At 33.5% G+C, this 26,299-nt stretch carries 23 protein-coding genes; 19 read left to right on the forward strand and 4 right to left on the reverse strand.

Going from position 1 to position 26,299, the window contains the following annotated elements:
* Nucleotides 1-6: 6 nt before the first annotated feature.
* On the reverse strand, nt 7-858 hold the full coding sequence (locus tag QMG60_RS13525) for an aldose 1-epimerase family protein (RefSeq protein WP_281865260.1): 852 nt from the start codon (nt 856-858) through the stop codon (nt 7-9).
* A 186-nt stretch (nt 859-1,044) separates the two neighbouring features.
* Here QMG60_RS13525 and QMG60_RS13530 point away from each other — a divergent pair, with 186 nt between their 5' ends.
* On the forward strand, nt 1,045-3,315 hold the full coding sequence (locus QMG60_RS13530) for a M1 family metallopeptidase (RefSeq protein WP_281865261.1): 2,271 nt from the start codon (nt 1,045-1,047) through the stop codon (nt 3,313-3,315).
* A 100-nt stretch (nt 3,316-3,415) separates the two neighbouring features.
* Here QMG60_RS13530 and QMG60_RS13535 read toward each other — a convergent pair whose 3' ends face one another.
* Nucleotides 3,416-3,583, reverse strand: a complete 168-nt coding sequence (locus QMG60_RS13535) for a hypothetical protein (RefSeq protein ID WP_157848518.1) — start codon at nt 3,581-3,583, stop codon at nt 3,416-3,418.
* A 201-nt stretch (nt 3,584-3,784) separates the two neighbouring features.
* Between QMG60_RS13535 and QMG60_RS13540 the strand changes: the two genes are divergently transcribed.
* The 11 genes from QMG60_RS13540 to argH all read left to right on the forward strand — a co-directional run bounded on the left by QMG60_RS13540 (nt 3,785) and on the right by argH (nt 15,353).
* Nucleotides 3,785-4,432: a GNAT family N-acetyltransferase gene (locus QMG60_RS13540; protein ID WP_057118427.1), complete on the forward strand. Its 648-nt coding sequence runs from the start codon at nt 3,785-3,787 to the stop codon at nt 4,430-4,432.
* Between the two features lie 55 nt (nt 4,433-4,487).
* Nucleotides 4,488-5,681, forward strand: a complete 1,194-nt coding sequence (locus QMG60_RS13545) for an argininosuccinate synthase domain-containing protein (protein ID WP_281865262.1) — start codon at nt 4,488-4,490, stop codon at nt 5,679-5,681.
* Entirely contained in the window at nt 5,674-6,651 is a 978-nt protein-coding gene (gene argC / locus QMG60_RS13550; protein ID WP_281865263.1) for an N-acetyl-gamma-glutamyl-phosphate reductase, read from the forward strand. The genes QMG60_RS13545 and argC overlap by 8 nt, the downstream gene beginning before the upstream one ends.
* A gap of 153 nt (nt 6,652-6,804) precedes the next feature.
* The gene (locus QMG60_RS13555) at nt 6,805-7,944 is read left to right on the forward strand and encodes an aminotransferase class III-fold pyridoxal phosphate-dependent enzyme (protein ID WP_281865264.1); all 1,140 of its coding nucleotides are present in this window, start codon (nt 6,805-6,807) and stop codon (nt 7,942-7,944) included.
* Nucleotides 7,945-8,094: 150 nt separating this feature from the next.
* Nucleotides 8,095-9,288, forward strand: coding sequence for a glutamate-5-semialdehyde dehydrogenase (locus tag QMG60_RS13560; RefSeq protein ID WP_281865265.1), 1,194 nt, complete (start codon nt 8,095-8,097; stop codon nt 9,286-9,288).
* A 93-nt stretch (nt 9,289-9,381) separates the two neighbouring features.
* Nucleotides 9,382-10,143, forward strand: a complete 762-nt coding sequence (gene proB / locus QMG60_RS13565; RefSeq protein WP_281865266.1) for a glutamate 5-kinase — start codon at nt 9,382-9,384, stop codon at nt 10,141-10,143.
* A 70-nt stretch (nt 10,144-10,213) separates the two neighbouring features.
* Nucleotides 10,214-10,615, forward strand: coding sequence for a GxxExxY protein (locus QMG60_RS13570; protein WP_281865267.1), 402 nt, complete (start codon nt 10,214-10,216; stop codon nt 10,613-10,615).
* Nucleotides 10,616-10,690: 75 nt separating this feature from the next.
* Nucleotides 10,691-11,638, forward strand: a complete 948-nt coding sequence (locus QMG60_RS13575) for an N-acetylornithine carbamoyltransferase (protein WP_281865268.1) — start codon at nt 10,691-10,693, stop codon at nt 11,636-11,638.
* A 102-nt stretch (nt 11,639-11,740) separates the two neighbouring features.
* A complete protein-coding gene (gene argB, locus QMG60_RS13580) occupies nt 11,741-12,514 on the forward strand; it encodes an acetylglutamate kinase (RefSeq protein WP_029269663.1) in 774 nt (257 codons plus the stop codon).
* Between the two features lie 258 nt (nt 12,515-12,772).
* Nucleotides 12,773-13,843 (forward strand): M20 family metallo-hydrolase, encoded by a 1,071-nt coding sequence (locus QMG60_RS13585; RefSeq protein WP_281865269.1) that lies wholly within the window; start codon nt 12,773-12,775, stop codon nt 13,841-13,843.
* Nucleotides 13,844-14,072: 229 nt separating this feature from the next.
* Nucleotides 14,073-15,353, forward strand: coding sequence for an argininosuccinate lyase (gene argH, locus QMG60_RS13590; protein WP_281865270.1), 1,281 nt, complete (start codon nt 14,073-14,075; stop codon nt 15,351-15,353).
* Between the two features lie 81 nt (nt 15,354-15,434).
* Here the strand turns inward: argH and QMG60_RS13595 are convergent, their stop codons facing one another.
* On the reverse strand, nt 15,435-16,751 hold the full coding sequence (locus QMG60_RS13595; RefSeq protein WP_281865271.1) for a T9SS type A sorting domain-containing protein: 1,317 nt from the start codon (nt 16,749-16,751) through the stop codon (nt 15,435-15,437).
* Nucleotides 16,752-17,018: 267 nt separating this feature from the next.
* Between QMG60_RS13595 and QMG60_RS13600 the strand changes: the two genes are divergently transcribed.
* Both QMG60_RS13600 and QMG60_RS13605 read left to right on the forward strand, forming a co-directional pair.
* Nucleotides 17,019-18,017 (forward strand): DUF2157 domain-containing protein, encoded by a 999-nt coding sequence (locus QMG60_RS13600; RefSeq protein ID WP_281865272.1) that lies wholly within the window; start codon nt 17,019-17,021, stop codon nt 18,015-18,017.
* On the forward strand, nt 18,014-19,180 hold the full coding sequence (locus QMG60_RS13605; protein ID WP_281865273.1) for a hypothetical protein: 1,167 nt from the start codon (nt 18,014-18,016) through the stop codon (nt 19,178-19,180). Before QMG60_RS13600 ends, QMG60_RS13605 begins: the two co-directional genes overlap by 4 nt.
* Nucleotides 19,181-19,288: 108 nt before the next feature.
* Here the strand turns inward: QMG60_RS13605 and ytxJ are convergent, their stop codons facing one another.
* Nucleotides 19,289-19,678 carry a bacillithiol system redox-active protein YtxJ gene (ytxJ, locus tag QMG60_RS13610; protein WP_134141745.1) on the reverse strand — a complete coding sequence of 130 codons (390 nt, stop codon included), beginning with the start codon at nt 19,676-19,678 and terminating at the stop codon, nt 19,289-19,291.
* Between the two features lie 206 nt (nt 19,679-19,884).
* Between ytxJ and clpB the strand changes: the two genes are divergently transcribed.
* From clpB to QMG60_RS13635, 5 genes are all read left to right on the forward strand, one after another.
* A complete protein-coding gene (clpB, locus tag QMG60_RS13615; protein ID WP_281865275.1) occupies nt 19,885-22,482 on the forward strand; it encodes an ATP-dependent chaperone ClpB in 2,598 nt (865 codons plus the stop codon).
* Nucleotides 22,483-22,896: 414 nt separating this feature from the next.
* Nucleotides 22,897-23,778 carry a DUF808 domain-containing protein gene (locus tag QMG60_RS13620; RefSeq protein ID WP_281865276.1) on the forward strand — a complete coding sequence of 294 codons (882 nt, stop codon included), beginning with the start codon at nt 22,897-22,899 and terminating at the stop codon, nt 23,776-23,778.
* Nucleotides 23,779-24,116: 338 nt separating this feature from the next.
* Entirely contained in the window at nt 24,117-24,527 is a 411-nt protein-coding gene (locus QMG60_RS13625; RefSeq protein ID WP_281865277.1) for a hypothetical protein, read from the forward strand.
* A 111-nt stretch (nt 24,528-24,638) separates the two neighbouring features.
* The gene (locus QMG60_RS13630) at nt 24,639-24,908 is read left to right on the forward strand and encodes a hypothetical protein (protein WP_281865278.1); all 270 of its coding nucleotides are present in this window, start codon (nt 24,639-24,641) and stop codon (nt 24,906-24,908) included.
* Between the two features lie 391 nt (nt 24,909-25,299).
* A complete protein-coding gene (locus tag QMG60_RS13635; RefSeq protein WP_057118408.1) occupies nt 25,300-26,190 on the forward strand; it encodes a carbon-nitrogen hydrolase in 891 nt (296 codons plus the stop codon).
* The last annotated feature ends 109 nt before the right edge of the window (nt 26,191-26,299 follow it).

Here is a 26,299-nt window from a genome sequence, read left to right on the forward strand (position 1 = left end):
GTTGTGTTATAATATTGTGATACTAAATTTTGCAGAGAAGTTTTTATTTTCTTCTAAAGTCAAAATTCCTTCTTTTTTATATAAATCTCCTGAGTTTTCGTCAGTATCGGAATATCCAAGCCATGGTTCAATGCAAATAAAAGGTGCATTTTCTTTGGTCCAAATTCCTAAACTTGGGAAATCATTATAAGCTACTTTTACATAAGGTTTTGAATCTTTAAGAATAGTCAAAGATTTTGATTCTAATGTTTTAAAGATCAAAGCATCATTTTTAAATAACTCATAATTCAAAGGCACAATATTATGAGTGGTTTCTAGAATTTTGGTTTGAGATGAAATCAAATCATTTTCAAGAATATAATATTTTAGTGCTTCTTCTTTTTCGAATTCAAGAGCGTAATCATCGAAATTTCCAGGAAGTGCAATTGCAGGATGTGCACCAATAGAAAAAGGCATAGTGGTATCTCCTTTATTAATAACCTTGTATTCTAAAGTTAGTGAACTTTCGTTAAGCGTATAAATAAGTTGTAGTTCAAATTCGAAAGGATATTTTGTCAATGTTTCTGTAGAAGACTGCAGCGAGAAAACAGCCTTGTTTTCGCTTTTATCAATTAATTCGAATACCATATCACGGGCAAAACCATGACGAGGTAAATGATATTCCTTATCGTTAATTTTATAAGAATTGTTTTTTAAAGTACCAACAATCGGAAAAAGAACAGGGGAGTGCTTGCCCCAGAAATCTGGATTACCCTCCCAGATATACTCATTGTTTTGGTTGTCTTTTATAGAAAATAACTCAGCTCCAGAATGTTTTACAGAAGCGCTTAATATTGAATTTGATATAGTTGTAGTCAAAATAATAAGGATAAAATGAATGTGTTTATATACTGATGTAAATATATTTTATAAAATTTAGTTTTCTAAGAAAAAGGCTTAAATTATTTTATTGATAAAATTTTGCTAAAATTGAATTTATGTTTTAAATTTTCTCTGTGAATAGCTTTTTTTTTCATTAATTTGCTACATAAACAGCTAAAAAATATGAAAAAGCAATCTGCAAAAGCCATTTTAACCGCGGCTTTATTTTTTGGGATTTCATCTGTTTGGGCGCAGCAAACTCCGTCAGCGACAACAGCAAATCCAGTCAATAATTACAATTATCATGATGCCTTTGGTCCAAATTTTTATACAAAAAATGGAACTACAACTCGTGCTGCGAGCGGTCAGCCTGGGCAGGAATATTGGCAGAATAGAGCCGATTATCAGATTACGGCAAAATTAAATGCAACTACAAATGAGATTGTAGGTACAGACGAAATCACATACACAAATAATAGTCCAGATAAATTGTCATTTGTATGGTTGAATTTAGATCAAAACTTATTTAAGGAGGATTCTAGAGGAAACGCTGTTGTGCCATTAACAGGAAGCCGTAACGGAGCTCAAGGGCAAGTTTTTGACGGTGGAAACAAAATTAAATCAGTAAAAATAGTTTCTGTTGGGAAAAAGAAAACAGAAGTTGATGCAAAATATATTGTAACAGATACAAGAATGCAGATTTTTCTTCCAGAAGAATTGGCTGCAAAAGGAGCATCTGTAAAAATTAAAATCGAATTCTCTTTTATCGCGCCTTTCGAAGGGTCTGATAGAATGGGGGTTTTAGAAACTAAAAACGGAAAAATCTTTACAATCGCACAATGGTACCCGCGTATGTGTGTGTATGATGATGTAAGAGGGTGGAATACTGCACCTTATTTAGGCGCTTCTGAGTTTTACTTAGAATATGGCGATTTTGATGTGAAATTGACTGTTCCAGGAAATCATTATGTAGTAGCTTCTGGAGAATTATTAAATGGTCAGGAAGTATTTTCTGGTGATCAATTCAAAAAATACAAAGAAGCATCTGACAGCGATAAAACAGTTACAATTCGTTCAGCAGAAGATGTGGCAGCGACAGCAAATACAAACGCTGGAACAGAAAAAACTTGGCATTATAAAATAAAAAATGCACGTGATTTTTCTTGGGCATCGTCTCCAGCTTTCATTTTAGATGGAGCAAAAATAAACTTGCCTAGCGGTAAAAAATCTTTGGCATTATCTGCTTATCCTGTAGAAAGTGCTGGTCAAGGTGCTTATGGACGTTCTACAGAATATGTAAAAGCATCGATTGAGCATTACTCTAAACAATGGTTTGAATATCCTTATCCAGCGGCGACAAACGTTGCAGGAAATGAAGGAGGAATGGAATATCCTGGAATTGTTTTCTGTGGATGGAAATCTAAAGGGCAAGATTTATGGGGAGTTACAGACCACGAATTTGGTCATATCTGGTTCCCAATGATTGTTGGTTCAAACGAGAGATTATTCGGATGGATGGATGAAGGATTTAACACCTTCATTAATTCACTAAGTACAGAAGCGTTTAATAATGGAGAATACAAAGAGCCTGCAACAGATTTACATGAATCAGCAGAATCTTTTACTCGTCCTGATCTAGAAACAATTATGAGTTCTCCTGATAATATGAAGGAAGCAAATATTGGTATGTTGTGTTACTTCAAGCCAAGTGCAGGTCTTATTCTTTTAAGAGAACAAGTTTTAGGAAAAGAGCGTTTTGATATTGCTTTTAGAACTTATATCGAACGTTGGGCTTATAAGCATCCACAGCCAGATGACTTTTTCAGATCTATGGAAAATGTTGCTGGTGAAGATTTAAGCTGGTTCTGGAGAAGCTGGTTTGTAAATAACTGGCGTTTTGACCAAGGAATCAATTCGGTTAAATATGTGAAAAATGATCCGTCAAAAGGAGCTGTAATTACAGTTGAAAACTTTGATAAAATGCCAATGCCGATCGTTTTAGATGTTAAAGGAAAAAGCGGTAAAGTGACAAGGGTTAATCTTCCTGTAGAAATCTGGCAGAAAAATAAATCTTGGTCTTTCAAACATAATTCTACTGAAGAAATTGAAAGTATAACATTAGATCCAAATCATGCTTTTCCCGATAATAATGAATCAAACAACGTTTGGACAGCGGGAAAAGGTAAATTAGAGAAAGATATTATTCTAGACGGATATTTAGGTAATTATACTACTTCTAAATCACCTCTAACAATTGAATTGACAGAGAAAAACAGTGTGCTAAATGCAGAGCTTCCAAATTATCCAAAATTTGCTTTAGATCCTGTTGCAAACGAAAAAGATACATTTGAGTCGCAAAGAGCTGGATTAAAATTTAAATTTAATGAAGCCAAAACTGGTTTCGATATGATACTTTTAGGAAACGGTCAAGTAATTCCGTTTACGAAAAAGTAAAATTGTAAAAATATAAAATAATTAAAACCCGATAATTAGCAATAATTATCGGGTTTTGCTTTTGTGTTTATTCACAAAACGTAAAAAAAATGTTAGTTTTTTATTTTTTTGTCTTGTAAATAAAAAAATAATGTACTTTTGCACCGATGAATAAAATAAGTTTACATATAACTTCTTTGTCACGGACAAACTCACCGATTACTTCTCCCGAAGTACGGATACTATCTCTATAGTATTCACTGAGTTTTATAGCCGTATATTTATTCATATTCATTTTTCATTTTGAAATCACATAATTTGTCCATTGGACAAACATATCCTAAAAGTATTTATTATTTTGTAAATTTTCTGAATCAACTTTTTGATTTTGAATATGTTACTTCTATTTTGATTAATTTTATTGGATTCAATTCTGGATTTCAAAACAAACAATATTCTTTAATTTTTAACTCTAACTTCAATTATTGAAATGAAGATCTCTATTGTTGTTACCCAGGAAGAACACTTCAAATTCGCACAAGAAATCTGCGATACGATAGAATCATCTGCCTTATTAAGAGGTACGGGGATTGCTAAAAGAACTCCTGAGTACATTCAGAAAAAAATGTCGAATGGTGATGCAATGATTGCTCTGGCAGACGGGAAATTTGCAGGTTTTTGTTATATCGAAAGCTGGCAGCACGGAAAATTCGTGGCACATTCGGGATTAATTGTACATCCTGACTATAGAAGTTTAGGTTTGGCAAAAAAAATTAAGTCGAAAGTGTTTGACTATTCTTTACAGAGATTTCCAGATGCAAAAATATTTGGTATTACCACTGGCCTTGCTGTAATGAAAATTAATTCTGAATTAGGTTACAAACCTGTTCCTTTCTCTGAATTAACGACAGATCCAAGTTTTTGGGCCGGCTGTAAAACGTGTACCAATTTCCCTATTTTACAAAGCAAAGAAAACAAAATGTGCCTTTGTACGGGGATGTTATACGACCCAAAAGAAAAACAAAAAACACCGCCGAGACACCCTTTTAATGAGGCTGTTTTGAGCAGACTTAAAAAAATTAAACAGGCTTTATTTTTAAACAAATTATTGTCGTTTGTTTTTTTATTCAAAATTTAATTAAAAAGAAATCTCAAACTGCTAAATACGAAAGTATTAGCCAAAATTATAAAAAATGAAAAAAGTAGTATTAGCTTATAGCGGAGGATTAGATACCTCGTATTGTTTGAAATATTTAAAAAATGAAAAAGGATACGAAGTTCATACTGTACTTGTAGATACAGGAGGATTCGATGCAGAAGAGTTATCAGCCATTGAAAAAAGAGCCTACGAATTAGGAAGTGCCCAGCACGCAAATCTTACAATCGTTGACAAATATTATGATAAAGCTATAAAATATTTGATTTTCGGAAATGTATTAAAAAACAATACTTATCCCTTATCTGTAAGCGCAGAACGTGTTTTTCAAGCAATTGAAGCTATAAAATATGCTAAGAAAGTTGGCGCAAATGCAATCGCACACGGAAGTACGGGCGCAGGAAATGACCAAATTCGTTTTGATTTAATTTTCCAAACCATCGCTCCGGAAATCGAAATTATTACGCCAATTAGAGATTTAAAACTTTCAAGACAAGAAGAAGTAGAATACCTTCAAAAAAATGGTGTGAGCTATTCTTGGGAAAAAGCACAATATTCTATCAATAAAGGACTTTGGGGAACAAGTGTTGGAGGAAAAGAAACTTTAACTTCAAGCCAACCGTTGCCAAGTGAAGCTTATCCTTCTCAATTGCAAAAAGAAGGAGAAGAAAAAGTAACGCTTCATTTTGAGCAGGGAGAATTAGTTGGACTTAACGGAAAAACAGATAAACCTTCAAACAATATTGTAGCCCTTGAAAAACTAGCAAATGCTTATGCGATTGGAAGGGATATTCACGTTGGTGACACTATTATAGGAATTAAAGGAAGAGTTGGTTTTGAAGCTGCTGCACCATTAATTATCATTAAAGCGCACCATTTATTAGAGAAACATACTCTTGGAAAATGGCAGCAATATTGGAAAGAACAATTAGGAAACTGGTACGGAATGTTATTTCACGAAGGTCAGTTCTTAGATCCAGTAATGCGTAATATCGAAACGTTTTTGCAAGACACGCAAAAAACAGTAAACGGGACTGTAACGGTTTCACTAAAACCATATCATTTCTCACTTGACGGAATTGAATCTAAAAACGATTTGATGAACACAGGTTTTGGTCAATATGGAGAAATGAACAACGCATGGACATCTGAAGATGCAAAAGGATTTATCAAAATTCTTGGAAATGCACAAAACATATTTTCATCTGTAAATCAATTAGATCATGATTAATGTCGGAATAATTGGTGGTTCAGGCTATACAGCTGGAGAACTCATCAGAATATTAATGTATCATCCCAAAGTAAACATAGATTTTGTTTACAGCACGACAAATGCGGGAAAACCACTTTCTGTGGCGCACCATGATTTGATGGGTGATATTGAAATGAGTTTTACTGATGTAATAAATCCTGACGTAAATGTGGTATTTTTATGTTTAGGACACGGAAAATCAATTTCATTTTTACAGGAAAATAAATTCGCAAGCCATACAAAAATTATCGATTTAGGAAATGATTTCAGATTGAACAAAGATGCTCATTTCGAAGGAAAAGACTTTATTTACGGTTTGCCAGAATTGAACAAAGCTGAAATTAAAAAAGCAAATTACATCGCAAATCCAGGTTGTTTTGCAACGGCTATTCAATTGGCTTTATTGCCTTTAGCCAAACATAACGGATTAAATAATGACGTTCATATTAATGCGACAACTGGAAGTACAGGTGCAGGCATAAGTCTTTCTGAAACTTCTCATTTTAGCTGGAGAAACAATAATATGTCGCATTACAAAGCTTTTGAGCATCAACATTTAGGAGAAATCGGAGAAAGTTTGGTGCAACTGCAAGACGATTTTGAAAGCGAATTGCTTTTTATTCCGAATAGAGGAGATTTCCCAAGAGGAATTTTCGCAACACTATACACACTTTCTGATGATAGTTGGGAGCAATTGGTTGCTAAATACGAAGATTTCTATAAAAATGAACCTTTCGTAACCGTAACCACAACAAACATCAACATGAAGCAGGTGGTGCAAACGAATAAATGTATCATTAGTTTATTGAAAAAAGGAAACCGGGTTTTAATAACATCAATTATAGATAACTTAACCAAAGGTGCTTCAGGACAAGCGATTCAAAACATGAATTTAATGTTCGGATTAGAAGAAACCACCGGTTTACATTTGAAACCAAGCGGATTTTAGTAGAAGTAAGAAGTTAAAAGTTAGATGTTAAACGTTTTTACTTTAGCTTTTTACAAATCCATTTAACTTTTTTCAAGGTTAAAAGTTGTAAGTTGATGTAAATATATTGCATTGAACTTCTAACTTCTAACAATTAACATTAACTTTTAAGAAATGAACTTATTCAACGTTTACCCATTATACGACATCACTCCAGTAAAAGCAATAGATTGTACAATTATTGACGACAAAGGAGTAGAATACTTAGATTTATACAGTGGACATGGTGTGATTTCTATCGGACACACACAGCCTGATTATGTAGCAAAATTGAAGAATCAATTAGACCATTTAGGATTTTATTCCAATGCGATTCAAAATCCTTTACAGGTTGAATTGGCTCAGAAATTAGGAAAGCTTTCAGGTTTAGAAGATTACGAATTGTTTTTATGCAGTTCTGGAGCCGAAGCCAATGAAAATGCTTTAAAATTAGCCTCTTTCCATAACGGAAAATCAAGAGTGGTAGCTTTTAACAATTCTTTTCACGGAAGAACTTCTGCAGCTGTTGCGGTTACGGACAATAAAAAAATTGTTGCGCCAATAAATGCACAGCAAGTTGTTACTTTTTTACCGCTAAACCAAATCGAATTAGTCGAAGCGGAACTGGCTAAAGGCGATGTAACTGCTGTAATTATTGAAGGAATTCAAGGAGTTGGAGGTTTAGACCAAGGAACAACAGAATTCTTTCAGGCTTTAGAAAAAGCATGTAAAAAACATGATGTGGTTTTGATTTTAGACGAAGTACAGTCAGGATATGGAAGAAGCGGTAAATTCTTTGCGTTTCAACATCACGGAATTAATGCTGATATTATTTCAGTTGCAAAAGGAATGGGGAACGGTTTTCCAGTTGGAGCTATTTTAATTTCTCCAAAATTCGAAGCAAGTTTCGGATTATTAGGAACTACTTTCGGCGGAAGCCATTTATCTTGTGCAGCAGGAATCGCAGTTTTAGATGTAATTGAAAAACTAGATTTACAAAAAAATGTAAATGAAGTGTATGAATATTTCTTAGAAAAAATCAAAGAAGTTGAGGGCATCAAACAAGTAAAAGGAAAAGGACTAATGCTTGGAGTGGAGTTCGATTTTGATGTTGCAGCTTTAAGAAAAAAACTAATCATCGAAAAACACATTTTTACAGGAAGTGCAAATAATAAAAATCTGTTAAGAATTTTACCGCCTTTAACTGTGAAAAAAGCTGATATTGATACGTTTGTAAAAGCTTTAAAAGAGAGTTTAGAAGAATTAAAAAACTAATTCTCGTTACGTTAACCCTGACGGGTTTTAAAAACCCGTCAGGGTTCGAAAGACAAAGTATAGTATCCTAACAGGTTTACAAAACATGTTAGGTATCAATACAGTTTCGAAAAAAAGAAACAACCAAAAAACAACCAACCACTAGAAATTATGAATCCATTATCAATTGAAAAACGCAATCTCGTTTTGCGTTCTATGGCAAAACTGGTCGAGCAGGAGCGGAATGAGATAATCTTGACCAATCAGGAAGATCTTGCCGATTACGACGGCTCAGATTTAGCGATGGAAGAACGCTTAAAAGTAGATGATAAAAAAGTCGACGAAATGATTTTATCATTAAACCAATTGGCTTCTCAAGAAGATCCCGTTGGAGTGGAGCGTTTTCATTTTACACATGATAATGGAATTAAAGTCATTAATAAAACGTCAGCTTTCGGAACGATTTTAATTATTTACGAATCACGTCCAGACGTTACAATTGAAGCGGGCGGAATTGCTTTTAAATCCGGAAATAAGATTTTATTAAAAGGCGGAAAAGAATCTTTAAAATCAAATTTAAAGATTGTGAGTCTTTGGCATAAAGCTTTACAAGAAAACGGAGTTTCAAAAGATTGGGTGGAATATCTGAATTATAATCGTACAGAAACTCAAGCTTTCTTAGAAAAACCAACTCAAAAAGTCGATTTAATTGTGCCAAGAGGAGGAGAAAAATTAATTGAGTTTGTAAAAGCACACGCAACTTGCCCGGTAATTGTTAGCGGACGAGGTAATAATTTTGTTTACGTTCATGAACATGCAGATACTGATTTGGCTTTAAAAGTAATTTTGAATGCCAAAACAGCTAAAATTTCAGCTTGTAATGCGGTTGATAAAGTTTTAATAGATTCTAAGCTTCCTAATTTTGAGGGTTTTACAGCCATTTTAATTGAAGAATTAAAAGAACATAAGGTTGAAGTAATTGTTGACAAATCTCTGGAAAATTTTGAAGATACAGAAACCCTTCAAAACGAAGATATTTGGTACGAAGAGTTTTTGGATTATAAAATTGTAATCGGAACAATTGATTCTGAGGAACATGCAATCGAAAAGATCAATAAATATTGCGGTGGACATTCGGCAGTAATAATTACCAGAGACGACCAAGCAGCAAAAGAATTTATGGACGCAGTCGATGCTGCTGCTGTTTATCAAAATGCCTCAACCCGTTTTACAGACGGAGGACAATTTGGTTTAGGTGGAGAACTAGCTATAAGCACTGATAAATTGCATCAACGCGGTCCAATCGGCCTTCAACATCTCGTAACAAATAAATGGTACGTATACGGAGAAGGGCAAATTAGATAATTGAGATAATTTTCTAATTAATTAATTAGAAAATTAAATTCAATTGTAAAAATAACTTAGTGCCTTAGCGCCTTCGTGGCAAAAACAAAAGACATGGCAAAAAAACGGATTTTATTAAAAATAGGAAGTAATACTTTAACCAAAGAAACCAATCATATTTCGCGGGGAAAGATTGAAGACCTCGGAATTCAGATTGCGGCTCTAAACGACGAATACGAATTTATTATAGTCAGTTCTGGAGCAATTGCGGCGGCAAAGCAGTTTGTAAAATTGGATAATCAGGATAAAGATGTTTTTGTAAAACAGGCTTTGGCCTCTATTGGACAGCCTCATTTAATGCGGATTTACAATGAAAACTTTAAGGATTTAGGATTAAATACTTCCCAGTGTTTGCTTTCTTATTCTGATTTCGAAAAAGAACAGACCAAAAAGAATATTGTAAATACAATTAATGTATTAGTTAAAAATAATTACATTCCGATTATCAATGAAAACGATACCGTTGCAACAGATGAGATTCGGTTTGGAGATAACGATAAATTAGCGGCTTTAACGGCAGTTCTTTTAAATGTTGATATTCTGATAATTGCCACCAACACAAACGGAATTTACACCAAAGATTCAATTCACGATGAAAATCCAGAAACGATAAAATTAGTAAGTGATTTAAAAACGCTCGAAAAAGAAATCGGTGAATCAAAATCATCACATGGAACAGGAGGAATGCAATCTAAAATAGAAGCAGCCGGAATCGCAAAAGCAGCAAATATCGAAACCTGGATTGTAAATGGATTAAATGATAATTTTATATTGAAAGCATTAAAGGAAGAAATTTCTTTCACAAAAATTGTGTAGATTTATACGCGGATGACACGGATTCACTTCGTGAAAACGCGGATTTTTACGGATTTTTAAATGTTGAAATATGAATTTATTGCATCAGGAGTTAAGCGAAATCATTATTAAAACTTTTTATGAAGTATATAATGAATTGGGATATGGTTTTTTAGATAGAGTTTATCAAAATTCATTATACTTAGAACTAAAAAGTAAAGGATTGAAAGTTGAAGCTCAAAAGAAAATAGAAGTTTATTATAAAGGAATTGAAGTTGGACAATATTATGCCGACTTAATAGTAGAAGATTTAATTATTTTAGAATTAAAAGCAGCAGATTGCATAGTGAAAGAATTTGAAAATCAAATTTTGAATTATCTAAGAGGAACAAATTGCGAAGTAGGTTTGCTTTTAAATTTTGGTGCAAAACCAGAATTTAGGCGGAAAATTTTCGAAAACAATCGCAAAGTAAGAATAGAAAAATCCGTATAAATCAGTGTCTTCGCGATAGCGAATCAGTATAATCAGCGTCTAATTTTAGACAACTAACAAAAATAAAAAAAACAAATGAACTATATCTCAATAAAAGACATCAACTCATTATCAAAATGGGTAAAACAAGCGATAAAAATCAAAAAGAATCCGCTTAAAAATCAAAGTTTAGGGAAGAATAAGACTCTTGGAATGTTATTTTTCAATCCGAGTTTAAGAACGCGTTTGAGTACACAAAAAGCGGCTTTAAACTTAGGAATGAATGTAATGGTAATGAATTTTACCAACGAAGGATGGACATTAGAATTCGAAGACGGAGCGGTTATGAATTCTGGCGCTTCAGAACACATTAAAGAAGCGGCGGAAGTAGTTTCTCAATACTGTGATATTATCGCAATCCGTGCCTTTGCAGGTTTAGTTGATAAAGAAAAAGATTACCAAGAAACAGTAATTTCAGGATTCTTGAAATATGCTACAGTGCCAATCGTAAACATGGAAAGTGCTGTTCGTCACCCGTTACAATCTTTGGCAGACGCCATCACAATGGAAGAATTCAAAACGAAACACAAACCAAAAGTAGTGCTTTCATGGGCTCCACATCCAAAAGCGTTACCACAAGCCGTTGCTAATTCATTCGTAGAAATGATGCAAATGCAAAAAGATATGGATTTTGTAATCACACATCCAGAGGGATACGAATTGAGCCCAGAAATTACAAAAGACTGCTCAATCGAATATGATCAAAACAAAGCGTTTGAAAATGCTGATTTTGTTTATGTAAAAAACTGGAGTAATTTTAACGATTACGGAAAAGTAACCAACAGTGATCCAAACTGGACCGTTACAGCCGAAAAAATGGCTTTAACCAACAATGGAAAATTCATGCACTGTCTTCCAGTTCGTCGTAACGTAATTGTTAGCGATGAAGTTTTAGACGGCGAAAATTCAATTGTAATTGAACAAGCGAATAACAGAACGTATTCGGCACAATTAGTTTTACAAAAAATTCTTAAGAAATTGTAAATTTAGGTGCAAAGGATCAAAGCAACAAAGGTTCAAAGGTTTTACAGCCTTGAGAAAAAACTTTGTTCCTCTGAAACTTTGCCCCTTTGAACCTTGAAAGAAATGAACGTATCAGTAATAAAAATAGGTGGAAACATCATCGACAATCCAGCAGAATTAGAACAATTCTTAACCGATTTTTCTAAGATCGAAGGCTATAAAGTTTTAGTTCATGGCGGTGGAAAATCGGCTACAAAAATGGCTCAGAGTATTGGTTTAGTTCCGCAAATGATTGACGGACGAAGAATTACAGATGCTCCAATGCTTGATGTTGTGGTAATGATTTACGCCGGACAAATCAACAAACATATCGTAGCGCAATTGCAGGCCAAAGACAATAATGCCATTGGTTTTTCAGGAGCTGATGGGAATTTAATTCAATCGGTAAAAAGAAACCACCCAACAATCGATTACGGATTTGTAGGCGATGTAAAACAAGTCAACACCAAATTATTGGCAACTTTGTTAGAAGCTGGAGTTGTTCCTGTTTTCTGCGCGATTACACACGATAAAAACGGACAATTACTAAACACAAATGCAGATACTATTGCAAGCGAATTATCAATTGCATTATCTGAAGTTTTTGATGTTACACTGACATATTGTTTTGAAAAACAAGGCGTTTTGCAGGATTCAGAAGACGATTCCTCTGTAATAACAGAAATCAACGAGACATTATATAATAAACTAAAAGAAGAAAAAGTAATTCATTCTGGAATGATTCCGAAATTGGATAACTGTTTCAATAGTTTGTCAAGAGGTGTGCAGAAAATCAAAATTGGACATCACAGAATGCTTCAAAACTCAAATATTCCGCATACAACGATTACATTATAAAAATGTTGCCACAATTTGACTCTGTTTTTTTTAGTTAAAAGAGAAAATAATTTTAGACTTACATGAAAAAGTTTATTTTGATTTTAAATCTGTCACAAAAAGATAATTTATGAAAACTCGTGCAAGTAGTGGCAAAAAAACGGAGTTGCGCAGTGCTTTTAGGATTTAATTTTAGAAATTTGCGCCAATCAAAAATGTCGCAGATTTAAATTAAAAAACTTTGTGACTTCGCGCCTTCGTGGCAAAGAAACCAAACTTATGAAAAGTATAGATACGCTTACCCAAGAAGCAATTAGTTTATTAAAAAGCTTAATCGAAACCCCTTCATTTTCAAGTGAAGAAGATCAGACGGCTCTTTTAATCGAAAATTGGTTCAATCAAAACGAGATTCCTTTCAAGAGGGAAAACAATAATGTGTGGGCTTTCAATAAGTATTTTGACGGAAACAAACCAACACTTTTACTAAACTCACATCACGATACCGTAAGACCCAATCAGGCGTACACCAACGATCCGTTTAAAGCAATCGAAAAAGACGGAAAACTATTTGGATTAGGAAGTAATGATGCCGGCGGATGTCTGGTGTCATTATTAGCGACTTTTGTTCATTTTTACGAAAACCAAAATCTATCGCATAATATTGTTATTGTGGCTTCCGCCGAAGAAGAAAGCAGCGGAAAAAACGGTTTAAACAGCGTTTTAAAGCATTTGCCAGAATTAGACTGCGCTATTGTGGGAGAACCAACTTTAATGCAATTAGCCGTTGCCGAAAAAGGTTTATTGGTTTTGGATGTAAAAGTAAAAGGAACTGCAAGCCATGCCGCACATCAAAACGACGATAATGCATTATACAAATCAATTCCGGTAATGGAATGGTTTAAAAACTATAAGTTCGACAAAATCTCAGACGTTTTAGGTCCTGTAAAAATGACTGTAACGCAAATCAATGCAGGGAAACAGCATAATGTCGTGCCATCAGAATGTGATTTGGTTGTCGATATTCGCGTAACAGACCGCTATACAAATGCTGAAATTTTGGAAGTTGTAAAAGCAAACGTAAATGCCGAAGTAACGCCAAGATCCATGCATTTAAATGCATCTTCTATTCCAGTTGCGCACGGTTTAGTGCAGGCTGGAATTGCTTTAGGAAGAACAACCTACGGATCTCCAACACTTTCAGATCAATCGGTTTTAAGCTGTCAGTCATTAAAATTAGGACCAGGAGAAACACTTCGTTCGCATTCAGCAGACGAATTTATTTTTGTAAATGAAATTGAAGAAGGAGTCGATTTGTATGTCAAAATACTAACCGATTTCTTTAAATTATAATATTTTTTAGGAGCTAATCCCGCTATCCGTTCCAATCTTTTATTTTTTTAAAGAAAAAAAATAAAAGGATTTCCACTGCTATCGGGGCTAGATACCACCAGTATAAATAATGACACTAGAGGTAAATTAGAGAAAAACTTCAAAGATTCGACAAAGAGAATAATCTAAAAGTCTAAAATCTAAGAAGTCTAATAATCTAAACTATCTAAGAAGTCTAAAAATCTAAGTTATGAAACTTTGGGAAAAAGGAATACCAACAGATAAACAAATCGAACAATTTACCGTTGGAAACGACCGTGAACTGGATTTGGTTCTGGCAAAATACGATGCTTTAGGTTCAATCGCTCACGCCAAAATGTTGGGACAAATTGGTTTATTGACTGAAGAAGAAACTACTTCATTGGTTGATGCATTAAACGATATCATTGCTGATATTGTAGTGGGTAATTTTGAAATCGAAGACAGTTTCGAAGATGTGCATTCTAAAATCGAATATCTGTTAACTGAAAAATTGGGAGACGCAGGAAAGAAAATCCACACCGCGCGTTCTCGTAATGATCAGGTTTTGGTAGACGTTCATTTGTATCTAAAAGACGAATTAAAAGCCATAAAAGAACAAGTAAAAACATTGTTTGATTTATTAATGGAATCGGCAGAGAAACATCAAAAAGTTTTATTGCCAGGTTATACGCATTTACAAATTGCTATGCCGTCGTCATTCGGAATGTGGTTTTCTGCTTACGCGGAAAGTTTGATTGATGATATTACGATGTTGAACGCCGCTTCAAAAATTGTAGATCAGAATCCGTTAGGATCTGCTGCAGGTTATGGAAGTTCATTTCCAATCAATAGAACCTTTACAACAAAAGAATTAGGATTTGAAACCTTAAAGTACAATGCCGTTGCTGCACAAATGAGCCGCGGAAAAGCAGAGAAAACCGTTGCTTTCGCGATGACAAGCGTGGCTGGAACGTTATCAAAATTTGCGATGGACGTTTGTTTGTATATGAGCCAAAACTTTGATTTTATTGGTTTACCGGCACATCTTACAACTGGTTCAAGCATTATGCCCCACAAAAAGAATCCTGATGTTTTCGAATTAATCAGAGGAAAATGCAATAAGATTCAGGCGCTTCCATACGAAATCACTTTAATCACCAATAATCTGCCAAGCGGTTACCATAGAGATTTACAGCTTTTAAAAGAAGGTTTATTTCCAGCGATTCAGACTTTAAAATCTTGTTTGGATATTGCAATATTTTCTATAAAAGATATTACAGTTAAAGATCATATTTTAGAAGATAAAAAATACGATTATTTGTTTACTGTAGATACTTTAAACGAAATGGTTGTAGCAGGAATGCCGTTTAGAGATGCTTACAAAGCTGTTGCTGAGCAATTAGAAGCGGGAACATACAAGTCTCCAAAAGAAACAAAACATACTCATGAAGGAAGTATCAATAATTTATGTTTAGATGCGATTAAAGATAAAATGAGGGCAGCTTTTTGATATTGTGAAATGTAAAAAGTTGGATGTAAAAAGTAAAAAGGTCATTGATTTGTTTCAATGACCTTATTTTATAAAGTAAATTTAGTTTTTTACCAGTTTAAAAGTTTTACTTCGGTTTTCTATTTGTACTTTACAGATATATAGGCCTTTGGTAAGATTTCCAACATTCAGTTCTAATTTTTCATCACCAGAGATATTTTTTGATTGCGAATATACTTTTGCACCATTCGATGAAAATAAATTAACCTGAGCCAATCCATTATCTGTACTTGAAAAATCTATATTTAAAAGACGATTAATAACCGATGGATAATATTTTAGATCTAAGTTATTTGTATTTTCATTCAATCCTAAATTATTGCAGCTTGTAGATAAAGCGGCTTGAGCAGTAACTTGAAGTGTTGCTCCAGCACCACAAGAAGAACTCGAAATGAATCCAGCAACATTTGCAATTGGTAAAACAGTATAAGCGTAAGAAGGCTTAATGACAGCGGTTCCTGAGCTTGCAGGCGCATTTAAACAATCTGTAAAAGCAACGCCAATTGTACCGCCATCTGTACTCACATAATTTTTAAATGCAGTTCCGATTCTAGCAAAGTCAGTTCCTTCGACATAACAAGTCGTATTATTATTTCCTCCACCCAATCCAATTGCGAGCGAACCCGAAACCGAGGTATTATAATAACAGTTTAAAATATGCAGTTCTGCATTTCTTGCTCTAGGCATTCTTTCTTTACAACCTTCTGCCCAATAACAATTTTTGAAAGTAATGCTGTAATGACCATCAGCAGGTGCGTCACTTTTAGAAGAGCCTACTAAATCTGAAAAACGGTGGTCATCTGCACCGCCGGATCCGCCAGATTTTGGAGCCTTTAAGTAAATAAACTTACACCAAGAAACAGTTACATTATCTGCTGCACCTTTGTTGTCAAAATTTCCATCCATTCCATCTTGAAATTCACAGTGATCAACCCATATATTGGTTGCTTCAGAGGTTAGATTATCACGTCCGTCAACATCATAAGCCCCAGGACCTTCAAAAATTAAATTTCTGATAATAATATTATTCGAACCTGCTTTTAAATTTAAAATTCCAGAACCTGCTGCTGTTTGATCCAGGTTAACTAATCGAGCACCGGGAAGTCCAATAATGGTTTTATCATTTACCTGAAGGCTAGTGTAGGTACAATTTATAGTGCCTGAAACTAATATTACTTGTGGAGTAGTTAATTTTAATTTTGCTGTTAAATCGGTTAAAGTAGAAACTGTTACAGGCGTGGAGGTTCCTCCGCCAGTTGCAGAAGCTCCAAATCCTTCGGGTGAGCTCATAAAATAATTTTGAGCAAAAAGAAAAGAGCAAGGCAAAAGCAATGAGAGTAGGATAAGTTTTGTTTTCATTTAAGCGTGGTTTTTTGTGGTTTTAATAGTTAATGTAATCGATTGCACAAATGTAAAAGAATAAAAATTATTTCAAATCAATTTATCAATTTTTTATCATTTAAAGTTTTGATTACAAGACTTATAAGTGTTGTTCTTACATTAATAAAATTACATGGTATTAATAATCAGATTGACAGATTGAAGTAGCGATTGAAAAGGTTTTGAAGTAAAAGGAGAAAATTCATGGCAAATACATATATTTGATAATCACTTTAAACAATTCGAATGAAAAAATTTGACGAGCAGTCTACTTTAAGTCTTTATGAAAAAGGTTTAATTACAGAAAATCAGTTTGAAGAAGTTAAAGCATATCGAAATTTAAATATCTTTTCGGTAAATGCAGAATTAAAGTTATTTCTTTATTTATCAGTTTTGCTGTTTACTTCAGGAATTGGAATCTTGATCTATGAAAATATAGATACAATTGGTCATATTGCTATTCTTTCCCTTCTTTTAATCGTAATAGCAATTTGTTTTTATTATTGTTTCAAGAATTCAAAAGGTTTTCAAAAAACAGAAACAACTTTCGAGCATCCTGTTTTAGAATATCTGGTTTTATTAGCTAATATTTTAACCTGTATTTTTATTGGTTACCTTCAATTTCAATACAAACCTTTTGGAGAACATTACGGATTAGCCACTTTAGTTCCAACGATAGTCAGTTTCTTTTGTGCTTATTATTTTGATAATAAAAGCGTATTAACAATTGCCGTAACGGGTTTAGCGGCTTATATCGGACTTTCGGTAACGCCTCAGGATTTATTACAAAATAATGATTTTTATGCCAGCGATAGTTTGAGCTATTCTGCTGTTATGCTGGGAGTTTTACTCATAGTATGGACCATTTATAGTAATCGAATTTCACTCAAAACTCATTTTAGTTTGATCTTTCTAACTTTTGCTCTGCACATTATAAGTATTGCGGCAATAAGCAATTTACTGCATCATTACATTTTAATTTGGCTGATTTTCGCAGGTGTTTTAATTGGTTCAACATTTTATTTTTATAAAGTTAGTTACGAATTCAAAGCAATGTCGATCTATGTATTTATGATTGTGTACGGTTATGTTGGAATAAATATATTGATATTTAGAATTTTCGAAAATGTTGATTTCTCCAATATTTGGGAATTATTTATTTTCTTATTGCCGGCTTATTTTATCGGTTCAATTATAATGTTCATCAAATTAATCAAAAACTTTCATAAAGAAATCGCAGAATGATAATATACGACAAACAAATATTAAAGAATGATGCATTAGTTGATGAGGCAGATACTTTATATAAAGGAGGTTTTATAAGCAAAGAGCAGAAGAAGTTTATAAAAAAAGAATTACCAGTTTTTAAAAGTCAAGATAATATTCTGGTGAGGCTGGGTTTCTTTTTGTTGGGGAATTTATTGTATAGTTCGATATGTGGAGCAATTTCTATTTTAGGATTAAGTTCAGAACATATCTTTCTTGAAATTTGCTGTTACTTGTTTGCTGCTGTTGGTTTTGTGGGCTCAGAATTATTGGCAAAACAGAATTTCCATAACCACGGTTTAGATGACTCATTTATATTAGGAGCACTTTTAAATGTGGGATTTGCTATCGGAATCACTACAGAAGGTTATGAAATAGTTATTGCTTTCTTTGTGGCTGTTGTGGCCATTTTTATGTTTTTGAGATATTTACATTTACTATCGATGCTGGTGTTTTGTCTAGCTGTAACAGCTTTTTTATTTTTCGGAATGTTTGAATTCGGAGATTTAGGAAAAGCTATTCTGCCTTTTACAGCAATGATTTTAGCTGCAATTTTTTATTTTGTAACAAAGAAATTAATTAATAATCTAAACGAAAGTTACTATTACAATGGACTTCTATTAGCCAATAGTTTTTGTTTAGTGCTGTTTTATCTTTCTTGTAATTATCTGGTAGTTAGAGAGCTTTCTGCAGAACTTTTAGGAACAGAAGTTAAACCAGGAACTGATATTCCATTTGCATTTTTCTTCTACGGATTTACTTTTATTGTTCCAATTGTGTATTTGGTTCAGGCTTTAAAAACAAAAGATAGGATAATGTTGTGGATCAGTTTTTTAGCTATTGGATTTTCAATTTATACAATCCGTTTTTATTACACAGTTTTACCTATAGAAGTTGCGCTGACTCTTGGCGGGCTTATTTTATTTGCAATTGCCTATTTCTCCATTAAAAAATTAAAAGGAAAGGAAAGTGGCTTAACTTTTAAACCTGATAGAATCAATCATTCAGATGCTATTTTAAACGCTGAAGCTTTAGTAGTAGCTTCTACTTTTGGAATGAAACCGGAAGTAAAACCACAAGCTTCTCCTATGGAGTTTGGAGGTGGAGGCTTCAGTGGAGGAGGTTCTGATGGAAGTTTTTAGAAATGTAAAATGTGAAATGTGAAATGTGAAATGTGAGAAGAAATAACTATTACTCCTTAACTGTCTTACATTTTACATTTCACATTTCACATTTTACAAAAAAAAAAATTACACTTTACTTTTTAAAGCTTGTGCATCAATATCGCTGTGGGAAACATTATAAACTGCTTTTCCATTTTTAATTAAAATTAATTGCGGAGATTCATGATAAACACCGAATCGGCTTGCAATTTCATTTGAAATATCGCGATGAGCAATCAAATCTAAGAAATACGCATCGACAATTCCTTCAAGATCATAATCTCTTTCAAATTGTTTTAATGCCATTCGGCTGATACTGCATCTTGTACTATGTTTAAAGATAACCACTGGTTTTTCATTTGATATTGCTTCGATTTCCATTAATTGAACAATATCTGTTAATTCTGTCCAGTTTACTTTACTTTTTGGAGCTTCTGAGTTCTCTGAACTTCCGAAGATTGAATTAAAAAAACTCATATTTGACTTGTTTTATGACTTTTTGGCATTTAAATATGATAAAAATCATCTTTTAAATGTCATTTTGTCTTTATTTTTGATATGGAATATAATTTGTCTATTCGAGTACAAAGTTAGAGTATTTGAACTAAAAAAGTATCTCAATAAGTTGTAACTTTAATCTTATTGAATACCAGATAAATAAAATCAATCAAATTGAAAAAAATATGAATATTAATAAGTTTACTATTAAATCGCAGGAAGCCATTCAGTTGTCACAGCAAATAGCACAACGAAATGGCCAGCAGCAAATTGAAAATGAGCACATTTTCAAAGCAATTTTTGAAGTTGATGAAAACGTGGCGCCTTTTATATTGAAAAAATTAAATGTAAATGTGCCTTTGTTTTTACAAGTTCTAGACAGTACAATTCAGAGTTTTCCAAAAGTTTCAGGAGGCGACATTCTGCTTTCGAGAGACGCCAATAAAGCTTTGAATGAAGCTGAAATTATTGCACAAAAAATGAACGACGAATATGTTTCGATCGAACATTTAATTTTAGCGATTTTTGACTCAAAAAGTAAAGTTTCTCAGATCTTAAAAGATCAGGGAGTTACTGGTAAAGGTCTAAAAGCTGCAATTGAAGAATTACGTAAAGGCGAAAGAGTAACCTCGGCATCGGCTGAAGAAACCTATAATTCGTTAAACAAATATGCTAAAAACTTAAACGAATTAGCACGTACAGGAAAACTAGATCCAGTTATTGGCCGTGACGAAGAAATCCGTCGTGTATTGCAGATTCTGACTCGCAGAACAAAAAACAACCCAATGCTTATTGGGGAGCCAGGAGTTGGTAAAACTGCAATTGCAGAAGGTTTAGCACATAGAATTGTGGACGGAGACGTTCCAGAAAACTTAAAAGATAAGATCGTTTTCTCATTAGATATGGGGGCTTTGATCGCCGGCGCAAAATTCAAAGGAGAGTTTGAAGAACGTTTAAAATCTGTTGTAAAAGAAGTAACTTCTGCAGAAGGCGATATCGTTCTTTTTATTGATGAGATTCACACGCTTGTAGGTGCGGGTGGAGGTGAAGGTGCAATGGATGCGGCTAACATTTTGAAACCAGCTTTGGCTCGTGGTGAATTAAGAGCAATTGGAGCAACAACTTTAGATGAATATCAAAAATATTTTGAAAAAGATAAAGCATTAGAAAGACGTTTCCAAAAAGTTCTAATCGACGAACCAGATACAGAAAGTGCGATTTCAATCTTACGTGGAATCAAAGAAAAATACGAAACGCATCATAAAGTACAGATTAAAGATGAGGCTATTATTGCAGCCGTTGAACTTTCGCAGCGTTATATTACAAACCGTTTTTTACCAGACAAGGCGATTGACTTAATGGACGAGGCGGCTTCGAAACTGCGTATGGAGATCAATTCAAAACCAGAAGAATTAGATGTTTTGGATCGTAAAATAATGCAGCTTGAAATTGAAATCGAAGCCATTAAACGCGAGAAAGAAGAAAGCAAATTGAAGATTCTTCACATGGATTTGGCGAATTTGAAAGAAGAACGCAACGAAATCTATGCAAGATGGAAATCTGAAAAAGATATTGTAGACGGAATTCAGGCTGTAAAACTTGAAATCGAAGACTTTAAGTATGAAGCAGAACGTGCAGAACGTGATGGTGATTACGGAAAAGTGGCCGAAATTCGTTACGGAAAAATAAAAGAAGCACAGGAACGTCAGGAAGCTTTGCAAAAACAATTACTTGAATTCCAATCGGGTACATCTTTGATTAAAGAAGAAGTTACCAGAGAAGATATTGCCGAAGTTGTAGCAAAATGGACAGGAATTCCAGTAATGAAAATGCTTCAAACAGAAAGAGAAAAACTCTTGCATCTTGAAGATGAGTTACACAAACGTGTAGTAGGACAGGAAGAAGCGATTGAAGCCGTAAGTGATGCTGTTCGCAGAAGTCGTGCTGGTTTACAGGATATGAAAAAACCAGTTGGAACATTCTTGTTTTTGGGAACAACAGGAGTTGGTAAAACAGAGCTTGCAAAAGCATTGGCCGAATATCTTTTTGATGATGAAAACGCCATGACGCGTATCGATATGAGTGAGTACCAAGAACGCCACAGTGTGAGCCGTTTAGTTGGAGCGCCTCCAGGATATGTGGGTTATGATGAAGGAGGTCAATTGACAGAGGCTGTTCGTAGAAAACCTTATTCTGTAATACTGTTAGACGAGATTGAGAAAGCGCATCCAGATACATTCAATATCTTATTGCAGGTTCTTGACGAAGGTCGTTTAACAGATAACAAAGGTCGCCTTGCCGATTTCAAAAACACAATTATTATCATGACTTCAAATATGGGAAGCCAGATTATACAAGAAAAGTTTGAGAACCTAAAAGGCGGTGTTGAAGCAGCAACAGAAGCAGCTAAAAACGAAGTTCTAGGATTATTAAAACAAACTGTTCGTCCAGAGTTTATCAACCGTATTGATGAAATCGTAATGTTTACACCGCTTACCGTTGAAAATATTTCGAAAATCGTAAGCCTACAGCTTAAGAGCGTTACAAAAATGCTGGCATTACAAGGAATTACAATGGATGCAACCCCAGAAGCAATTGCTTATTTGTCAGACAAAGGATATGATCCTCAATTTGGGGCAAGACCTGTAAAACGTGTTGTGCAGAGAGAGGTTTTAAACCAGCTTTCAAAAGAAATTCTGGCAGGAAATATAACAACAGAGAGCATTATTTTATTAGACGCTTTCGATGGCAAATTGGTTTTTAGAAACCAGACAGCTAATTAATTTTTTTTTTCATTGTTAATCTTAAAAGCATCAGTATTTTACTGGTGCTTTTTTTTATCCGTGAATTCTGAAACTTTTACCCTCATTTGTGTAACAACAGATTTATTAAAAACATAGAATTTTATAATTAATATAAATCAAACAAATTCAAATAATTAATTTAAAAAAAGAAAAGCTATGAATAATATATTTAGAGGTTTAATCGCAGGATATGGTGCAAAAAAGTTAGGTGGAGGATGTTTCGGAACTATTTTAGTTTTTATTATTATCTGGGTTATTTTAGGACAATGCAGTTAATTTTTCTGCAGATTGTAATACAGAAAATTACGAATAAATCGATAAATTTTGACAAGATATTGTTGGGAAGATTAAGTCAAAATGTCTAGATTCGCATCACTAAAATAAATTTAAAAAATGGCTTCAGGTTTTTTCGTTCTATTAGATGATATCGCAGCAATTATGGATGACGTTGCAGTAATGAGTAAAGTTGCTGCAAAGAAAACAGCTGGAATTCTGGGTGATGATTTAGCAGTAAATGCTGAAAAAGCATCAGGATTTGCTTCATCAAGAGAACTTCCCGTTTTATGGGCAATTAGTAAAGGTTCGTTGCTGAATAAAATAATTATTCTTCCAATTGCATTTTTATTAAGTGCATTTTTTCCAATCGCAATCATGGTAATTTTAGTGCTTGGAGGATTGTTTTTAGCTTACGAAGGAGCCGAAAAAATATACGAATTCATATTTCCGCACAAACACGAAGAAGCAGAAGGAATTAATGAAGAAGTTTTAACCGAAGAAGAAATTCTAGTTGTAGAAAAAGCAAAAGTAAAATCTGCAATTGTAACCGATTTTATTCTTTCTGTAGAAATTGTGATCATTGCTTTAGGGACTGTGATCGGAAAACCATTATTGTCGCAGATTATTACAGTATCGATTATTGCCGTAATTGCAACAGTTGGTGTTTATGGTATTGTAGCGCTTATTGTTCGCATGGACGAAGTAGGTTTCAAAATGATTCAGCACAGTAAAAAAGAAAACAGCCTTTTAAAAACTGTTGGAAACATTTTAGTTCAAGCGCTTCCAAAAGTAATTAAAGCATTAACTATTATCGGAACCATTGCATTAATATTAGTTGCGGGCGGCTTATTTGTTCACAACATTGAATTCTTTCATCATCTTTTCCCATCATTGCCCGCAATAGTAAAAGAATTTTCCATTGGACTTGTAATGGGATTTATTGTTCTGGGAGTTGTAAATCTCTTCAAAAAGCTTTTTAAAAAGAAAACAGCTAAATAAAAAAAAGAAAATATATTTAAAAGAAACATCAGTTAACGCTGGTGTTTTTTTTGTTTAGAAGCACGCTAATTCGTTTTCAAAAGTACTTCTTGTCCCGCTATCCGCTATATCTTTTCCCCGCTAAAGAAGCGGGAAAAAGGATGCCGCTTCTATCGGGGCTAAGTAAGATCTTTTTATTTTCATAAGAATTAACGGTAATTGTAAAACTTTTTTTTAATAAATAAGTTTTTGATTTATAAGTGTTTAATGTCCGGTTGAAAATTTTTAACATTTTTTCAAAGCAACCATTGCAACCAACCCGCATCTTCATAGTAATTAACAATTAATTATTATTTTATATGAAAAGTTTTAGATTAAAATCAGTTTTGGTAGTATTATTTTTATCAATTGGATTTGTTTCATGCAACAACGACGACGATGAAAAGCCAGTAAACCAAAATACAAAGGCAGCATTAGTAACAGAAATTAAAGGACCAGCGACAGGAAAAGTAAATGACGAATTGAGCTATGAGGTAACGTATATTGTAGATAACGCTTGTGCTGAATTCGACAAAATCTCTGAAGTAACAATTGGAACAGAAAAAGGATTACAAGTAATTGCAAAATATCCATCAGAAGTTTGTACACAACAAGTTCCAGAACCTAAGAAAACAGTTTATAAATTTAAATCAACAGTAAAAGGAACTTTTGAAATTAAATTCAAAAAATCAGAAACAGAATTCTTAACTCAAAAAGTAGTTATCGAGTAACAACTTGCATAGTTGATTTTTTAGGTTGTAAAACCATTTTGCAAATGTTTAATTTTAAACTGCTGTGAAATGGTTTTTATAGTTTAAAAAACTGATTCAAAATACTTATCTTTGAAAGATCAAAATAATATGATTATGGGAGCTTTAGAGTTGAGAGAAAGTGTGTTAGAATATATTAATACGGCTGATGAGCGTCTTTTAAAAGTTGTAAAAGCAGTTATTGAAAGCTATCAGGAAGAAGAAATAGTTGCATTTTCAGTAGAAGGAAAACCAATTACGAGGAGTGAATATAAAACTCAACTAGCAGATGGTAAATTAGAAATTGAAAAAGGACAATATACTTCTCAGGAGGATTTAGAAAAAGAATCTGAGAACTGGTAATGGAAAAGAATTTAAAGGTAGTGTGGACTGATACTGCCAAGAATCATTTAAAAACAATTTTTAATTATTATAAAGAAAAATCGATTCAAGGCGCTAACAATATTAAAAGTTAAATTCTAAGTACTACTAAAAATATACATTTTAGGGAACAGTATCAAAGAGATGAAATTGAACCAGAATATCGAAGAATTATAGTTAGGGATTATAAAATATTATATTTTGTAAAAGATGAAGTGATTTATATTTCTAAAATCTTTTCTACAAAACGAAATTTATAAACAATTATCGAAAGAGCTGAAGAGCTCTTTTTGTATATCATATAGTTAAGTAAAGTAAACTCGCTTTGCCATTCCTTTAAAAAGTGTTATTTTTGCACTCTAAATTTTATGTCATGCCGAAAAGAAAATATAAAATATCAGTAATTCAGTTAAACCTTAATGATGTTGCTGAAAATAATCTTAAAAAATGTATCAGCTGGGTAAGAGACGCTGCAAGTCAAGGAGCAGAAGTTATTTTACTACCTGAATTATATAGCAGTCATTATTTCTGCCAAAGCGAAGATGTAGATAATTTTGCATTAGCAGAACCACTTTACAGTACTTCATTTATTGCTTTTAGCGAATTGGCAAAAGAATTAGGAGTGGTAATCATTGTTCCTTTCTTCGAAAAAAGAATGGCTGGAATTTATCATAATAGTGCATATATCATTGATGCAGATGGTACAGAAGCAGGTTTATACCGTAAAATGCATATTCCAGACGATCCGCATTTCTATGAAAAATTCTATTTTACGCCAGGTGATTTAGGTTTTAAAGCAATTGAAACTAAAAAAGGAACAGTTGGAACTTTAATCTGCTGGGATCAATGGTATCCAGAAGCTGCACGTATTACAGCTTTAAAAGGAGCAGAGGTTTTATTCTACCCAACTGCAATTGGATGGCATCCTAAAGAAAAAGAACAATACGGAGAAAACCAATACGGAGCTTGGATGAACGTAATGAAAGGTCATGCCGTTGCAAATGGTGTTTTTGTCGCTGCAGCTAACAGAATTGGTTTAGAAAAATACATTGAAGGAACAGAAGGAATTCAATTCTGGGGAGCTTCTTTCATCGCTGGACCTCAAGGAGAAATATTAGCTCAAGCTTCTCACGATAAAGAAGAAATCTTAATTGCAGAAGTTGATTTAGATTTACAAGAAAATGTTCGTCAAAACTGGCCATTCTTTAGAGATAGAAGAATTGATGCTTTTGGCGACATTACAAAAAGAGCAATTGATAAATAATTAAATTTATCTTTATAATAGAAAAGGACAAAGCTTTTATGCTTTGTCCTTTTTTTATGTGCAAATAAAAAGGCGGTTTCAATATTTGAAACCGCCTTTTCTATATTTA

Origin of the sequence: Flavobacterium sp. GSB-24, assembly GCF_027924665.1 — a bacterium.
Lineage (GTDB): Bacteria > Bacteroidota > Bacteroidia > Flavobacteriales > Flavobacteriaceae > Flavobacterium.

Bases quoted from the DNA above. Each gene is read 5' to 3' on its own strand.
- QMG60_RS13530 (WP_281865261.1), top strand. From the start codon at position 1,045: ATGAAAAAGCAATCTGCAAAAGCCATTTTAACCGCGGCTTTATTTTTT.
- QMG60_RS13535 (WP_157848518.1), bottom strand. From the start codon at position 3,583: ATGAATAAATATACGGCTATAAAACTCAGTGAATACTATAGAGATAGT.
- QMG60_RS13540 (WP_057118427.1), top strand. From the start codon at position 3,785: ATGAAGATCTCTATTGTTGTTACCCAGGAAGAACACTTCAAATTCGCA.
- QMG60_RS13545 (WP_281865262.1), top strand. From the start codon at position 4,488: ATGAAAAAAGTAGTATTAGCTTATAGCGGAGGATTAGATACCTCGTAT.
- argC (WP_281865263.1), top strand. From the start codon at position 5,674: ATGATTAATGTCGGAATAATTGGTGGTTCAGGCTATACAGCTGGAGAA.
- QMG60_RS13555 (WP_281865264.1), top strand. From the start codon at position 6,805: ATGAACTTATTCAACGTTTACCCATTATACGACATCACTCCAGTAAAA.
- QMG60_RS13560 (WP_281865265.1), top strand. From the start codon at position 8,095: ATGAATCCATTATCAATTGAAAAACGCAATCTCGTTTTGCGTTCTATG.
- proB (WP_281865266.1), top strand. From the start codon at position 9,382: ATGGCAAAAAAACGGATTTTATTAAAAATAGGAAGTAATACTTTAACC.
- QMG60_RS13570 (WP_281865267.1), top strand. From the start codon at position 10,214: ATGAATTTATTGCATCAGGAGTTAAGCGAAATCATTATTAAAACTTTT.
- QMG60_RS13575 (WP_281865268.1), top strand. From the start codon at position 10,691: ATGAACTATATCTCAATAAAAGACATCAACTCATTATCAAAATGGGTA.
- argB (WP_029269663.1), top strand. From the start codon at position 11,741: ATGAACGTATCAGTAATAAAAATAGGTGGAAACATCATCGACAATCCA.
- QMG60_RS13585 (WP_281865269.1), top strand. From the start codon at position 12,773: ATGAAAAGTATAGATACGCTTACCCAAGAAGCAATTAGTTTATTAAAA.
- argH (WP_281865270.1), top strand. From the start codon at position 14,073: ATGAAACTTTGGGAAAAAGGAATACCAACAGATAAACAAATCGAACAA.
- QMG60_RS13595 (WP_281865271.1), bottom strand. From the start codon at position 16,751: ATGAAAACAAAACTTATCCTACTCTCATTGCTTTTGCCTTGCTCTTTT.
- QMG60_RS13600 (WP_281865272.1), top strand. From the start codon at position 17,019: ATGAAAAAATTTGACGAGCAGTCTACTTTAAGTCTTTATGAAAAAGGT.
- QMG60_RS13605 (WP_281865273.1), top strand. From the start codon at position 18,014: ATGATAATATACGACAAACAAATATTAAAGAATGATGCATTAGTTGAT.
- ytxJ (WP_134141745.1), bottom strand. From the start codon at position 19,678: ATGAGTTTTTTTAATTCAATCTTCGGAAGTTCAGAGAACTCAGAAGCT.
- clpB (WP_281865275.1), top strand. From the start codon at position 19,885: ATGAATATTAATAAGTTTACTATTAAATCGCAGGAAGCCATTCAGTTG.
- QMG60_RS13620 (WP_281865276.1), top strand. From the start codon at position 22,897: ATGGCTTCAGGTTTTTTCGTTCTATTAGATGATATCGCAGCAATTATG.
- QMG60_RS13625 (WP_281865277.1), top strand. From the start codon at position 24,117: ATGAAAAGTTTTAGATTAAAATCAGTTTTGGTAGTATTATTTTTATCA.
- QMG60_RS13635 (WP_057118408.1), top strand. From the start codon at position 25,300: ATGCCGAAAAGAAAATATAAAATATCAGTAATTCAGTTAAACCTTAAT.